The following is a 14,439-nucleotide window of genomic DNA, read 5'->3' as shown; positions in this document are numbered from 1 at the left end:
GAATTATCGATCATTCCGCGACCGAGGTTTTTCCGCCGTGCACCGACGGCGCTGTCGGCCGGGGTGTTCGCCGAGTGGCGGTGCGGCAATCCCCTTTCGAGGTCTACGGGGGTCGCCGCGAATTGTCAAGGGAAACGGCACCGGGCGGTACCGCGCCGTCCCGGCAGTCGAATGCGGGTTGACGGACGCCCGCGCGGCCGGTATTCGCCGCGCCCGCTCGGCGGTGGCGGTGAGTGCCCATCGCGGACGGACGGGCCCGCCCGGGCGGCGGGAGGCGTGGCCGGACGGACGGCCGGTTCGACGCGGCTGCTCCCGGGCGCGCCGCGGGAGGCGGACCAGTGGTGTCGGGTGGGTGTCGCGTCCGCGGACCCGGCGCCTGCGGCTCCTGGCGGTGCCCCGAACCTCCCGAGCACGGGGAACACGCAAAAGTGCGGTTCCCTCGTAACTGCCGGGGCCCGGCCGGAGATATACGGGCGTGACGCGAACGGGCGACCCGATGGGGAACGCGGGGCAGGACCGCGACGAGGCGGTCCTGGGCTTCGCGCTGCTGGGGCTGCTGGCCGCCGGTGCGACCAACGCCGCGGTGGCCGTGCTGGAGGACGTGGTCTGGGCGTGGTGCGCGGCAGGCTCCTGCCTGCTGGCGGCGCTGCTGTGCGGCCTGGCGTGGGGGACGCCGGACGACGCGGGGCCGGACTGGGAGCCGGGGCGCGGGATCGTCGTCGGCGAGGCGGAGGTCGCCGCCCTCGTCCACCGGGAACGGTGATCGGGTGGTTTTACCTCCGAAGAGGTGTAGCCGCTCCGACGGCGGGTAAACCAGGATCGCCGCGCTCGCGCGAGGCGCGGTGGGAACCACTTTCTGGGGGTTCCGAGAACCGGACCGCGCGCGCGTTGAGCAGCCAGCGCGTGCCCGGCCTGGACAGCGCGGTGCGGATCGGGACGCGAAGCAGCAGCGTTCCGTCCCGGTCCGCATCGCGCTCGGGCCCGGTCCGAGCGCCCCGCGCCCCGCGACGTGCCGCCGGGTCTCGCGCCGGTGCCTCGAACGGAACCCCGTCGAACAACGTACCGTCGAATAGCGGAACCGGTATCGACGTCGGTTCGTCGAACGAATTCGACCCGTTCTCGCGAACGTCGCAACGTGGTGGTCGGATTCCCGTCTCAAAACCCTGATCATGCCTCTGACCAGGACGAATCGGGCGATTGCCCTTGTGGTGCCCGCGCCGCCTCCCCATACTGCGGACGTCGGCACCGGCCCGCGTCGAATTCGGGTCGAGTGCGATCCCGCCGCCACGGGAATGCCCGCCGGCCGCGCCCGGGAGGGAAAGCGCGCGTGGTCCCGCGTCGTCGGACGCGGCACCGGCGGGCCGGCACCCGAACCACCCCGCCGTGCCGCCGACCACCCGCCGTCGCCGCCACCCCGCACCCCGACGAGAGGCCCGCCCGTGTCACCGCACCGCAAACGCCGGCCCGCCGCGGCCCGCCGCGCCACCACCCTGACCGCCCTGCCGCTGGTCGTCCTCGCGCTGGCCACCCCGGCGCACGCGGCCACCACGATCACCGTCGCGGCCGACGGCTCCGGCGACCACACCACCATCCAGGCCGCGCTGGCCGCGGCGGCGCCCGGCACCGTGATCAACGTCAAACCGGGCACGTACCGCGGCCAGGTGTCCATCCCGGCCGCCAAGCCCGGCATCACCCTGCGGGGCACGAGCGGCACCTCGTCCGACGTCGTGATCACCGGCAGCACCCCCGCGTCCGCGGCGGGCACGGCCGGCAGCGCCACCGTGCTCAACCTGGCCAGGGACACCTCGGTCACGGGACTGACCATCGCCAACACCTACGCGGCGCACGACAGCCAGGCGCTGGCCCTGTACGCGGGCGGCGACCGGCAGGTCTACCGCAACGTGCGCCTGCTGGGCTACCAGGACACGTTCCTGTCCTGGGGCGGCACCGGCGCCTCGCAGGTGCGCCAGTACGTCTACAAGAGCTACATCGAGGGCGCGGTCGACTTCATCTACGGCAACGGCGCCCTGGTCGTCGACTCCACCACCATCCAGTCCCTCGACCGGGGCAGCGGCAACAACGGCTACATCACCGCCGCCGCGACGCACTCGTCCAACCGGTACGGGATCCTGATCACCCGGTCGACGCTGAAGGGCCCGGCCGCCGCGCGGACCGTCGCGCTGGGCCGGTGCTGGCACGCCGGTGGCGCGGCCGACGCGATCGGCCAGGTCCTGGTCCGGGACTCGGTGCTGGGCGGCCACATCCGCCAAGCCGGCGCCTGGCAGGACATGAGCGGGTTCTCGTGGAGGACGTGCCGGTTCGCCGAGTACGGCAACACCGGCGCGGGAGCCACCACCGGCACGACCGACCGACCGCAGATGAGCGCCACGACCGCGGCGGAGCACACCGCGCAGAAGTACCTGGCCGGCAACGACGGTTGGAACCCCGTGCAGTGATCACCCGCCCGTGCCCGCGCCCCGAACCCGACCGGCGTCCGCTCGATGCGGTCGGCGCACTGTGGGTGGGCGCGGCGCCGCGGATCACGCGCCGAAGCGGGATTGCCGGGCGGATCGCCGACGTGGCTGAATGAAGCCGGGTCGGCAGCCGTCCGCAACCCTCACCCGAGGCGTGAAGGGGCACGATGAGCACAGCCGTGGTCACGACCACTCCCACGATCACCACCGTCGCGGGGACGGGCGTCACCGGGTACGGGGGCGACGGCGGCCCGGCCACCGCCGCGCTGCTGTCCCGCCCGCTCCAGGTGGCACTGGACGGCACGGGCAACCTCTACGTCGTGGAACTCGGCAACAACCGCGTCCGCAAGGTCGCGCCCGACGGCACGATCACCACGGTCGCGGGGACCGGCGCCGGCGGGTTCAGCGGCGACGGCGGACCGGCGACCTCCGCCCAGCTGTGGGCGCCGCGCGGGGTGGCGGTGGACGGCGCGGGCAACCTCTACGTCGCCGACGCCGCCAACAGCCGGGTGCGCAAGGTCGCCCCCGACGGCACGATCACCACCGTCGCGGGCAATGGGACCCGGGGGTTCACCGGTGACGGCGGCCCCGCCACGGCGGCCCAGTTGTCGTTCCCGTGCTGGTTGGCGCTCGACGGCGCGGGCAACCTCCACGTCGCCGACAGCGGCAACGGCCGCGTGCGCAGGGTGTCGCCGGACGGGCGGATCACGACGGTCGCGGGTGACGGCACGCGCGGCTTCGGCGGTGACGGCGGTCCCGCAACCTCCGCCCGGTTGTCCTCTGCGCACGCGCTGGCGGTGGACGGCGCGGGCAACCTCTACCTCGCCGACGCCGGCAACGACCGGGTCCGCAGGGTGTCGCCGGACGGGCGGATCACGACGGTCGCGGGTGACGGCACGCACGGGTTCGCCGGTGACGGCGGTCCCGCCACCTCCGCCCGACTCGCCCGCCCGCACGGTCTCGCGGTGGACCGCGCCGGCGACCTCTACATCGCCGACACCGCGAACGACCGCGTCCGCAAGGTCGCCGCGGACGGCACGATCACCACGGTCGCCCACGTGCCCGGGTCCGGCGGCGGACCGGGCAGCGTCCACAACGACCTGGTGAGCTTCACGGTCGGCCTGGCGGTCGACCCGGCCGGGACCCTGTACCTCGCCGACTACCGCAACCCGCGGGTGCGGGCGATCAGCGCGGCGCCACGGGTGCCGACACCGGCGTCCGGCACGGTGGTCACGTGGACGAACGTCCGCAGCCGCCTCCGGATCGGCGTCCACCGGGAGTCCACGAAGGACGGTGCGGAGGTGCACCAGCTGCTCGCCGCGGCCAGGGACCACCAGCGGTGGCGGTTGACCGCGGTGGACCGGGACAACGGCGACGACGTCTACGTGGTCGAGAACCTCAGGAGCGGCAAGGTGCTGGAGGTGGCCGGGGCCCTGACGAACCCCGGCGCGATCGTCGTGCAGGGCACCTACAGCGGGCCCGGCGCACGCCACCAGCAGTGGAGGCTGGTCCCGGCGGACGCCACCGGGCAGGTGTTCCGGATCGCCAACCGCCACAGCGGTCTGTCCCTGGGCGCCGTCGGCAACGCCCAGGGCGTGCTGAAGCAGGACGACGCCGACCGGGACCAGTGGCTCATGACGCCGGTGTAGCGCCCGCTACCGGCTCGGTCCCGACACCCGGGACGGGGTTTCGGCGGTCGGCTCCGGCGCCTCGGGGGCCGAGGCGAAGTCGTCCTTGCCCGGCCGGCTCGCCAGGTCGGAGTCCTTCTGGAGGTCGCCGTGCCCGGTGACGGTCGTGCTGGACTCCCGCATGCCGGCGGAGGCCGCCTGGGACACCGACCCCGGGTCCGCCGCGTACCGCGACTGCGCGTCGGACGCGGTGCGGGCGGTGTCGAGGAACGCGCCGAGGAAGCCGAGAACCGCCCGCGCCTCCGGCGACTGCTCCGACACCACCCGGGCCCGGGCCGAGCCGCCGTGGATGCCGCTGGTGAACAGGCTCGGGTGCACGTCGTCGTAGGTGTCGTCGTCGGCGTCCTCGAAGTCGACCCCCTCGCCCGCGCGCGGCCTGGCGTCGTCGCGGTTCACCGAGAACAGCCCCGCGCCGCGGTCGGCGAAGCCGAAGACGTTGTCGAACACCATGGTCGGTCACCCCTTGTGGAGCGCTCGTGGGCTGAAGGTCAGGACCTCGTCGTCGAACATCGTGTGGTGGACGTCCAAGGAGGACACCACCTCCGCGAAGCCCTTCATCCGGAACGTGCCGCGGTCGGCCAGGTCGAGGAGGGCGATGTCGCGGGCCACCACGTGGTCCGTCCCGGGTGGCTGCGGCGGCGACAGCACCGCGGCGGGCACCGCGTAGCGGACGGCGACGTACCCGGAGAAGGTCACCGGGATCTCGTAGGCGTACTGCCTGCGGGTCCGCCGCTGGGTGGCGAGGGTCCGCACCCGCGAGTTCGGCTGGACGTCGCCGGAGATCTGCGACGACGAGCCCCAGCTGGTGGTCAGGGAGCCGCCGACGGACGCGGTGATGCCGAGCATCAGCTGGGCGTGCAGCTCGGCCGCGCCGGTCGCGCTGCCCTGGACCGTGAACGTCGTCGCGTTGGTCGTCGCGTTCGTGGCCGAGGACTCGGCGGTGTTGGCGTTGTCCACGCCCACCGAGTCCTTGCTGTTCTTGTTGGTGACGGTGTTGGCCTTCTTGTTCTGGGTGGAGTTCTGGAGCTGCAGTTGGAGCTGGTTCTGCAGTTGCAGCTGCAGCGACGCGCTGACCTTGCCGCCGAACGTGAGCTGGGACTGGCCCTGCAACGACCACGTGACCGCGTTGGAGACGGTGAAGTTGATGGTGTCGGTGAACTTCATCGCCGACGTCTGGCTGCGGTTGACGTAGGAGCGCGACGAGAACGTGTCGGGAGGGGGTTGCTCGAGGTTGCCGCGCTCCTCGATGAGCGGTTCGCCCAGGTGCAGGTACGACAGCCAGCCCAGGTGGTGGGCGGTGCCGCGGAAGTCGCCGAAACCGGACTTGTTCAGCGAGAAGCCGATGGGCTTGTGCTTGGTTCCGGAAGGGTCGACGTAGACCAGGTTCGGGTGGTTCAGGATGGATTGCCACGACTGCTCGATGCCCAGTTCCCGCAGATTCCGCTTCGTCAGCGGTCGGCGTTCGACCCGTTCCAGGTTGTACGTGCTCGCAGGCATTCCTCGACCTCGCCCGAGTAGGGGGACCGTGCGTCGGGGACCGCGCTCGTGAAATGGACGGCGCGGGCTCGCCCCGGGGCCCGAAGCTAGCACGGCCGCCGGCGCGGTCACCACGCGTCGGGAAGCCACCGCCTAAACAGACGAACGGGCACCGTGCGTAATTCGGCGATTATCGCAGGTGACGCGTCCGCTGATCGGTTCCGGCTCTCCGGTCGTCACCCGGACGGCGCTCCCGAACACCATTCGCGTCCCTGCCCGGGATTGGTTTGCGTAGAGTTCCCGACCCTTGTTCGGCCACTGGACGTCGATCTCCTGCCGATCGGGTGACGTGCCCGCCGACCGCATTGCCCTGCGGTATACCTGGTCACATCTGCTCAGGTGTCGCACTTCGGCGGGCGTCGTTCTTTCGCGCGGAGTCGTCGACACGTCACCCCAGGCCCCGCGTCGACTGCTCCGACGCGTCGTGCCCCCGTCCGCGCGAACAAGGCGAGGTGTCAGCGGTGTACACCCAGGAACGCACCCCGATGGCGAATCTGGTGGTCGGCGGCCCGGTGCCGGTGAACAGCCACGACAACGCGATCGTGGCCGCGTTGATCGAGAACCGGCCGGTCATGCTCGTGCACGCCTTCAACGGCGGCTACCTCAAACCGGTCAACCTCAAGGAGGAGAGCCACGACCAGGGCGTGCAGCTCGCCACGACGCTCGACGCCGACACCAAGGAGCGGCGGGGGCACCTCTGGCACGTCACGCCCGGCGGCTTCTTCGGGCAGCGGCCGCTGTACTTCCTGGAGAGCGCCGCGGGTCAGGCGCCGGACCAGCCGGCCGGCCGCGGCGACGACGGCGCGCCGAAGCCGAAGCGCCGCCGCCTCACCGTGCACCAGGACGCCCCGAAGCCCCAGTCCGACGGCGTGCAGCTCGGGTTGCCGGACAAGGTGGGCGACAAGTGGCGCGGGAAGAACGGCACGCCCGAGGACACCCAGCTCTGGGTCGTCACGGTGACGCCGTGGGGCGGCATCACCTTCGTGCCGATCACCCACCCGGACGCGATCCTCGGGTTCAAGGACCACACGGTGACCGCGAACAGCGAGGTCCGCGTGACCCACAACTGGGGCGGCGACTTCACCGGGACGATCATCAACACGTTCTACCCCCGGTTGCCGAACGAGTGGGAAGTCCCCTACCACCACGTCCTGACGTGAGCCGCGCCCGTCCACGCGAATCCGCCACCAGCCACCGGCCGAACCGCACGGAAGAGGCAGCGAGATGCCCGTTCCCACCGAGAACGTCGAAGTAGCGATCGTCAACGCCGCCACGGGCCGGGCGCTCGTCGCGGACCCGCGGTCGGACGCGGCCGGGACGCTCGTCGCCCGGCGCCCGCCCGACGGCGGCCCGAGCCCGCAGCGGTGGCGGCTCGCGCCCGCGCCCGACGGCGAGACCCACACCCTGCGCGACGCGGCCGGCGGCCGGGTGCTCGACAACCCCGCGCCGGGGGACGGCAAGGTCCGCCGTTGGTCGGCCCACGGCGGCCGGGGCCAGCAGTGGCACGTCGTGCCCGTGGCGGGCGAGGCGGACCTGTACCGCATCGAGTCCGCGACCAACGGCGACGTCCTCGACCTGGCCGACCCCGCGGCCGAGGAGGGCGAGGGGGTGGTCCTGCGCGAGTACGACGACGCGGCGGCGAGCCAGCGGTGGCGGTTCGTCCCCGTCGCGCCCGAACGCGCCTCGGACCCCGTGCTGCGGTGGGTGCCGGTGAGCCACTGGAACGGCAGGCAGTCCTGGCGGCTGGTCCGCTCCGCCTCGCTGCGCCCGACGCCCGACGCCACGCCGTCGTTCAGCGACGTGCGGCTGGTGCTCGACCGGTTCGGGCGCGACCAGGCCGCCGGGAAGTGGGAGCCGGCCGACACCACCGCGGTCGCACCCGGCGGCACGGGGTGGCGCGTCGGCTCCGCCGCGCGGTTCGTGGCCGACCTGACCGGCGACGGTCGGGCGGACGTGGTGGGTGTCCGCCCGGGCAAGGGCGTGGTGGCCTCGGTCGGGCGGGGGGACGGCACGTTCGAGGGCACCGAGCGCGTGCTGCACGAGTTCACGTCGTCCTCCGACTGGGGCTGGGACGACATCTGGTCGTTCGCCGACACGACCGGCGACGGCCGCCTCGACCTGGTCGCGTTCCGCGCCGACGGGGTCCGGGTGTCGCGGCAGGCCGGGGACGGCACGTTCCCGCCGATGCGCGGCGAGCCGGTGGTCCGGGCGTTCGGGCACGGGGACCAGGCCGGGGCGTGGCGGGCCGAGCACCCGCGCTTCCTGGTCGACACGACCGGCGACGGCCGGGTGGACGTCGCCGGGTTCCGCCACGACGGGCTGTGGGTCTCGCGCCAGGGTGAGGACGGGGGGTTCGCCGCGGTGGACGCGCCCGCCCTGCCCGCGTTCGGGGAGCGGGCCGGCGGGTGGCACGCCGACCGGCACCCGCGCTTCCTCGTGGACACCACCGGTGACGGCCGGCTCGACGTCGTCGGGTTCCACGACGACGGGGTCTGGGTGGCGGCGCAGGACGAGCGGGGCGCGTTCGCCGAACCGGTGTTCGTCCTCGACGACTTCGGCGTGGACCAGGGGTGGCGCACGGCCGCGGAGCACCCGCGCTTCCTGGTCGCCGCGCCCGGCGGCACCGCGGATGTCGTCGGGTTCGGCCCGCAGGGCGTCGTGGTGGCGCGCGGCCGGGGCGACGGCACGTTCGGCCGGGCGGAGCTGGTCCTCAACGACTTCGGCGGCGCCCAGGGCTGGACGGGCCGCAGGCACCTGCGGCTGGTCGCCGACCTCACCGGTGACGGCACGCCCGACGTGGTGGGCTTCGGCGACGAGGGCGTGTGGGTCGCGCACGGTCGCCGCGGTGGCGGCTTCGAGCAGGCGCGGCTGGTGTGCCGGGGGTTCGGCCACGACGACGACGCCGGCGGCTGGCGGGTCGACCGGCACCCCCGCCACCTCGTCGACCTCACCGGCGACGGCCGCCTCGACCTGGTCGGCTTCGGCGGTCCGGGGGTGCACGTGGCCCGCAACCTGGCCCGCCGGTTCGCCACCCGCTGACCGCGGCCCGCACGCGACTCGGGCCCGCCGGTGGTGTCCGGCGGGCCCGAGTCGGTGGTGGTGGGGGGTGTTAGCCGTGGGCGCGGTGGCTCCGGCCGGTGACCAGGTGGTAGATGGCCAGCACGACGACCGAGCCGAGGATGGCCAGCAGCCAGGTGCTCAGGTCGAAGAAGCTGCCGATGTCGGTGCCGAAGATGGCGCGGCCGATGAAGCCGCCGAGGATGGCGCCGACGATGCCCAGCAGCATCGTGATGATGATGCCGCCCGGGTCACGGCCGGGCATGATGGCCTTGGCGATGGCGCCGGCGATGAGACCCAGAACGATCCAACCCAGGATGCCCACGGTGCGCTTCCTTGTCCTCGTGCCACGCCGACTCCTGCGACGCGACGTGGTCGTTGTTGAGCCTGGGATGCCCAACCCGCCCGGGTTTCACACCTCCCGCGCCGAGAAGTTCCCCGGGAGGTTCCCCGGGAGGTTCTCCGGGGGGCGCCGTGCCACCGCCGGCGCGCCGTTCCGGGACCAATAGGCACGGCCGGCCGCGGTGAGGTGAATTTCGACCGCAAACCTGCGGAAATGCGGGAAAAGCGGACGGTGGCGGGCACCGCTCCGTTCCCGATTCGCCCTGTTCGGGCGGTCGGGGCCGAATTCACCCGGTTGTCGGGCATGACGACTGCTGCGCACGCGTGCCAGGGTTGCCCCTGTTGCTCGCAACAGCGAGTGGTGGAAAGCACGGGGACTCGTGGTCGGGGAACGGGGTCCACCGGCTCGGCCTGGAGAGGGGCGGGGGCGGTGCCGCGCAGGACGCGATCCGCTCGGGTGCCGGTCGCCGAATTGCCGGGAACGCTGGCGACCATCGCCGCGACCCGGGACTGGGCGGCGCTCGAAGCCGTGTGCGATGAGCACGCCCTCGACGTGGGGGGTGATCTCGCCCGGCGGTTGATGGACGTGCTCGACCAGGTGCCCGACGAGGAGCTGCGCGCCCGTCCGCGCCTGCTGCTCGCGTGGGTCGCCGCCTACCACGCGGTGAGCGGGCCCCACGCCGGTGGGCCGCGCCCATTCCTGCACCACTACGCGGACACCGGCACCCGGCTGGCGGCGGCGATGGACCTCGACGCCGAGACGTCGGTGGCGACGCTGGTCGCGGTCGGCACCGCGGCCGTGACCGGGTTGCGCCTGCGCGGTGCGACCGCCGAGGCCGAGGAGCTGGGCGAGCGCCTGACCGCCCGCGCGGCGCGGCTCAGGGCGCTGCCCGGCGCCGACCCGGAGCCGCACCCCGGCCGGCTCGCCCTGCAGCGGGGCCTGACGCGCTCGTTGGCGGGCGACTTCCCGGGCGCGGTCGAGTTCTACCGGCAGGCGTACGAGCGCGCGACGAGCGAGCCGGGGACCGCGGCGACGGCCCTCAACGCCGCCGCGAACCTCGCCATGGTCTTCGCGCACCTGGGCCACGGCGCCCTGGCCGGCCGGTGGCTCGACAGGATGCGCGGCTTCGAGCCGCCGGCCGAGCGGGTGCGCTCCCCGCTCACCGCGGGCGGCGCGATCGCCGAGGGCTGGGACGCGCTGGACCGCCACGACGAGGCCGGTGTCGCGAGCCGCCTGGAGGTCACCGGGGACGGCACCGGGCAGCTGGAGGTGTGGCCGTTCGTGGCGGCGCTGGTGTTCGCCCACGGGCTGCACCTCGGCGACCCGGTGACGGCGCTGGCGCACCTCGGCGCGCTCCCGCTGGCCCACGCGCCCGCGCTCGTCGGGCAGGGCGCCGCCTGCCAGGTGATCCGGCGCGCGCACGTCGACCTGCTGATCGCCACCGGCCGGCCCACCCGCGCGTTGCGGCTGATCAAGGAGTCGGACCCGCACGGCACGTGGCTCGCGCTGCCCGCCGCCCGGCTCCGCCTGCTCAACGGCGAGTACGAGGCGGTCCGGGCGATGACCTCGCGCACGTCGTGGCACGAGACGGCCTCGCGCCGGGACGTCCGGCAGGTGCTGCTGCTCAAGGCGGTCGCCGCGCTGCGCATGGGCGACCGGGACGAAGCGCGCCGGTCCCTCGTGCTGCTGCGCCACGTGCGCCCGCCCGACGAGGTGCTGTCGCTCGCCTCGCTGTCCCCGGAGGACCGCGACGAGGTGCTCCGGCTGGGCGACGTGCCCCTGACCGACGAGGCGGCGCACCGCCTGGCCCGGGCGCGGCCGGTGTTCCCCGACCGCGTGGAGCTGGTGGAGCTGACCAACCGCGAGCAGCTGGTGCTCACCGAGCTGGAGGCCGGGCTGACCGTCGCGGAGGTGGCGCGCAAGCTCGTCGTGTCGGTGAACACCGTGCGCACGCAGGTGAAAAGCGCTTACCGCAAGCTCGGCGCGTCCACTCGGGAGGGTGCGCTGATGCGGGCCCGCGAACTGGGGGTGCTCTAGTGGAAGAGGGTGGCGCCCAGCGGTCGCCGTTCGTCGAACCCCGGCAGGACCAGGAAGGTCGCGCTCGCGGTGGTTGTGGTGAACGGCAGCAGCGCGTCGCCGTTCTCCATGCGGGTCAGGGTCTTGGTGAAGGTGGCGAGGTCGTTCTGGAAGGCGATGAACAGCAGGCCGGGCGCGGGGTCGTCGAAGCTGTAGGAGCGGCGCAGCATGAGCCCGACGCCGGCGGCGGTGGAGTGCGCCCGGCGCAGGTGGGCGCCCGCCGGGATGAGGTAGCGCCCGTCCGGCGTCTTCGCGCCGAGGTCCGGGTCGGTGGCGATGTCGCCGCCCGACAGCGGCGCGCCGTCGTCGCGACGCCGGCCGAACACCGCTTCCTGGTCCGCCCGGGGCAACGCGGCGAACCGCGCCAGGTCCAGCTCCATGCGCCGCAGCACGGCGACGGCACCGCCGGCGACCGGCGCCGGCCCGGCGAGCCAGAGGTCGCGCCGCTGCTGCTCCTCCGCGTGCGGACCCACGACGCCGTCGACGAACCCGAACACGTTGCGGGGCGCGGTGAGGCCGCGGTCCACCGGGACGGTCGCACCGCGACGCCCGGACTGCCGCCACCGCTCGCGCACGCGGTCGCCGGCCCGGCCGAGCAACGCGGCCGCGACGACCGACAGCGCGACCGGGTCACCGGCGCAGACCTGGAGCAGCAGGTCGCCGCCGCGCGCCCGGGGGTCGATGCGCTCGTGCCGGAACGGCGGCAGGTCCGTCGCGCCGGGCAGGGCGGGGTCGACCGCGCTCACCAGCCGGGGGCCGACGCCGACCGTCACGGTGAGGTCGTCGGGGCGCAGGCCGAGCAGCCGCGCGTCCGTCCCGGCGGTGAGCGCGCGGATCGCCTCGCCCAGCTCGGCCAGCAACGGCCCGACGGCGGTGCCGTCCGCGACGTCGGCCACGACGGCCAGCAGGTTGCGCTGCGCCTCGCGGGGGAGCGTGACGCCCGCCTGGTGGGTACCGGTCGCCGGCACGGCGGCGGCACCCGCGCCCGGTTGCGCGGCACGGGGTTCGCAGGCCGCGGCGAGGCCGGCGGCCAGCGCCGTGGCGCCGAGGAACGTGCGACGTGAGGGGAGGTCGTCGGCTCGGCGCACGGGGTCGAGGGTGCCAGATCCGGGCTGTGGCAGGCGAATCCGGTCGTCGTGCCAGACTGGGCCGCATGCTTCGTCTCGGTGGTGCGGTGGTCGCGGCGGCGCTCCTGGTGGCCGGGTGCGGCGCCGGTGAAGGCGGGTCCGGCGGCGCGCGTCCCGACGGCGACCGCGTGACGATCCGCGTGCCGTCGGACGCGCCGACGATCTCCGCCGCGGTGGCATTGGCCCGACCGGGTGACCTCGTGCTGGTGGCGCCGGGCGTCTACCACGAGTCGGTGCAGGTCGACCGGCCCGGGGTGACCCTGCGCGGCGAGTCCCGTGACGGGGTCGTGGTCGACGGGCGGGTGCGGCAGCCCAACGGCATCGTCGTCACCGCGCCCGGCGTCGCCGTGGAGAACCTGACGGTCCGCAACAACACCCAGAACGGCGTCCTGGTCACCGGGTCGGCGCGGGCGGCCTCCGGGACACCGGGGGAGGGCGGCTACGACACCGGCGACGAGCCCGTCACGTTCCTGAAGTCCTTCCTGGTCTCCCACGTGACCGCCACCCGCAACGGGCTCTACGGCATCTACGCGTTCTCCGCCCAGGACGGCGTCATCGAGCACTCCTACGCGTCGGGCTCGGCCGACTCCGGGATCTACGTCGGGCAGTGCAAGCCCTGCCGGGTCGTGGTGCGGGGCAACACCGCCGAGCTGAACGCGGTCGGCTTCGAGGGCACCAACGCCAGCGGCGACGTGCACGTGGTCGGCAACCGCTTCACCGGCAACCGGGTCGGGCTGACCAGCAACTCCGACCACCAGGAGAAGCTGCTGCCGCAGGAGGGCGCGGTCGTCGCGGGCAACCTGATCGCGGCGAACCAGCAGGACGCGACGCCCGAGCAGGCCGACGGCGGGTGGGGGATCGGCGTCGGCGTCGACGGCGGCAGCGACAACCGGGTGGTGCGCAACCGGATCGTCGGCAACGCGGGCGCCGGGCTGGTGATCACCGCGACCTCCGACGTGCCGCCCAACGGCAACCGCGTCGAGGAGAACGCCTTCGCCGGCAACGGCGTCGACGTGGGCTGGGCGTTCCCCACCGCCACCCGCGGCCGCGGCAACTGCCTGCGGGGCAACGACCTCGCCACGACGGTGCCCGAGGGGCTCGCGACGACCGCGCCGTGCCCGACCGCCGACCAGTCGCCCTCCGGCACGTGGACGGGCCCGAAGCCGCCGCACGGCATCCCGTTCACCGACGTGGCCGCGCCCGCTCCGCAACCGCAGTTCCCGAACGCCACCACCGCCGGCCCCACCACCGTGCCCGCCGTCCCCGAGCTGCCCGACCTGGCCGAGGTCGTGCTGCCACCGGCCACGCTGCTCGCCGAGGGCGCGCTGGTGCGCACGTCCTGAGCGGCGCTACCGCGTCGGCACGACCCCGGGCGCGGGCCGGACCGGCACGTAGGGCCGGGCGTCGAAGTCGACGACCACCGGCCGCGGCTCGGACGCCACGTCGGCCTGCACGCGGTGCATGGTGCCGTCCGGGTCGACCCAGTAGCGGACGTTGCCCGCGGTGCCCGGCCTGGCGCGGGCGCTCGGCCCGGACATGACGTCGACCTCGTGACCGCCCACCTCGTCGCGCCCCACCCACGCGGCGCCGTTCTGGGGCAGCAGCTCGGCGTTGTCGGGCCGGTCGCTGCCGAGGTTGAGCGCGATGAGCAGCGCGCTGTCCAGGGAGCTGCCCGAGGTCTGCAGCGGACGGCGGTGCCACTGCCCCTCGGGCGGCGAGGCCGGCGGTTCCGCCGGGACGTCGGCCATCGGGTGGGCGAACACGGTGGTGGCGTCCCACTGGATCAGCCCGTCGCCGGACGCGTCGCGCCCGGTGCCGCGCACCACCCCGTAACCGAGGCCCCCTCGGTAGTCGACGGACCCGGTGATCACCAGCCCGCCCGCGGTGGTCGGCACGGTGATCGTGACCGCGCGGCCACCCGCCTCGTAGTTGCGGAACCGCGCGATCGCCAACCGGTTCACCTCGTCCGCGGTCAACGCGCGCGGGCCGGACGGGCCGGAGCTGTGGTCGAGGACCAGGTACCCGCCCACGCCGACCGCGGCGGCGGCCACGACGCCGACGACGACCACCGCCCAGTGCGACCGTGACCACCGGCGCGGCGGTCCGCCGCGCCGGGCTCGCATGCTCCGCATGTGGCC

At 74.2% G+C, this 14,439-nt stretch carries 12 protein-coding genes; 7 read left to right on the top strand and 5 right to left on the bottom strand.

Annotation, left to right across the window (positions count from 1 at the left end):
* Positions 1–475: 475 nt before the first annotated feature.
* The 3 genes from ACIGNX_RS30465 (at position 476) to ACIGNX_RS30455 (ending at position 4,123) form a co-directional block, all read left to right on the top strand.
* Positions 476–763, top strand: a complete 288-nt coding sequence (locus tag ACIGNX_RS30465; RefSeq protein ID WP_396544271.1) for a hypothetical protein — start codon at positions 476–478, stop codon at positions 761–763.
* A 676-nt stretch (positions 764–1,439) separates the two neighbouring features.
* Positions 1,440–2,456 carry a pectinesterase family protein gene (locus tag ACIGNX_RS30460; RefSeq protein ID WP_396544270.1) on the top strand — a complete coding sequence of 339 codons (1,017 nt, stop codon included), beginning with the start codon at positions 1,440–1,442 and terminating at the stop codon, positions 2,454–2,456.
* A 185-nt stretch (positions 2,457–2,641) separates the two neighbouring features.
* Positions 2,642–4,123 (top strand): RICIN domain-containing protein, encoded by a 1,482-nt coding sequence (locus tag ACIGNX_RS30455; protein ID WP_396544269.1) that lies wholly within the window; start codon positions 2,642–2,644, stop codon positions 4,121–4,123.
* 6 nt (positions 4,124–4,129) lie between these two features.
* Here ACIGNX_RS30455 and ACIGNX_RS30450 read toward each other — a convergent pair whose 3' ends face one another.
* Together ACIGNX_RS30450 and ACIGNX_RS30445 are read right to left on the bottom strand one after the other, a co-directional pair.
* A complete protein-coding gene (locus tag ACIGNX_RS30450; protein WP_396544268.1) occupies positions 4,130–4,612 on the bottom strand; it encodes a hypothetical protein in 483 nt (160 codons plus the stop codon).
* Between the two features lie 6 nt (positions 4,613–4,618).
* A complete protein-coding gene (locus ACIGNX_RS30445) occupies positions 4,619–5,659 on the bottom strand; it encodes a hypothetical protein (protein WP_396544267.1) in 1,041 nt (346 codons plus the stop codon).
* Between the two features lie 500 nt (positions 5,660–6,159).
* Here ACIGNX_RS30445 and ACIGNX_RS30440 point away from each other — a divergent pair, with 500 nt between their 5' ends.
* Positions 6,160–6,858 carry a hypothetical protein gene (locus ACIGNX_RS30440; RefSeq protein ID WP_396544266.1) on the top strand — a complete coding sequence of 233 codons (699 nt, stop codon included), beginning with the start codon at positions 6,160–6,162 and terminating at the stop codon, positions 6,856–6,858.
* A 64-nt stretch (positions 6,859–6,922) separates the two neighbouring features.
* Entirely contained in the window at positions 6,923–8,737 is a 1,815-nt protein-coding gene (locus ACIGNX_RS30435; RefSeq protein WP_396544265.1) for an FG-GAP-like repeat-containing protein, read from the top strand.
* A gap of 70 nt (positions 8,738–8,807) precedes the next feature.
* Here the strand turns inward: ACIGNX_RS30435 and ACIGNX_RS30430 are convergent, their stop codons facing one another.
* Positions 8,808–9,080, bottom strand: a complete 273-nt coding sequence (locus ACIGNX_RS30430; protein WP_396544264.1) for a GlsB/YeaQ/YmgE family stress response membrane protein — start codon at positions 9,078–9,080, stop codon at positions 8,808–8,810.
* A 474-nt stretch (positions 9,081–9,554) separates the two neighbouring features.
* Between ACIGNX_RS30430 and ACIGNX_RS30425 the strand changes: the two genes are divergently transcribed.
* Positions 9,555–11,135, top strand: coding sequence for a LuxR C-terminal-related transcriptional regulator (locus tag ACIGNX_RS30425; protein ID WP_396544263.1), 1,581 nt, complete (start codon positions 9,555–9,557; stop codon positions 11,133–11,135).
* Here the strand turns inward: ACIGNX_RS30425 and ACIGNX_RS30420 are convergent.
* On the bottom strand, positions 11,132–12,262 hold the full coding sequence (locus ACIGNX_RS30420) for a Dyp-type peroxidase (protein ID WP_396544262.1): 1,131 nt from the start codon (positions 12,260–12,262) through the stop codon (positions 11,132–11,134). The two genes, ACIGNX_RS30425 and ACIGNX_RS30420, sit on opposite strands and share 4 nt — an antisense overlap.
* A gap of 65 nt (positions 12,263–12,327) precedes the next feature.
* On the opposite strand from ACIGNX_RS30420, the gene ACIGNX_RS30415 reads away from it, so the two are divergent.
* Positions 12,328–13,644 (top strand): right-handed parallel beta-helix repeat-containing protein, encoded by a 1,317-nt coding sequence (locus ACIGNX_RS30415; RefSeq protein WP_396544261.1) that lies wholly within the window; start codon positions 12,328–12,330, stop codon positions 13,642–13,644.
* A 6-nt stretch (positions 13,645–13,650) separates the two neighbouring features.
* On the opposite strand, the gene ACIGNX_RS30410 is transcribed toward ACIGNX_RS30415, so the two are convergent.
* On the bottom strand, positions 13,651–14,433 hold the full coding sequence (locus ACIGNX_RS30410) for a hypothetical protein (RefSeq protein WP_396544260.1): 783 nt from the start codon (positions 14,431–14,433) through the stop codon (positions 13,651–13,653).
* Between the last annotated feature and the right edge of the window lie 6 nt (positions 14,434–14,439).

It is taken from the genome of Actinosynnema sp. NPDC053489, assembly GCF_044544865.1.
Taxonomy (GTDB): domain Bacteria; phylum Actinomycetota; class Actinomycetes; order Mycobacteriales; family Pseudonocardiaceae; genus Actinosynnema.
This window is presented reverse-complemented; position numbering and strand designations above follow the sequence as displayed.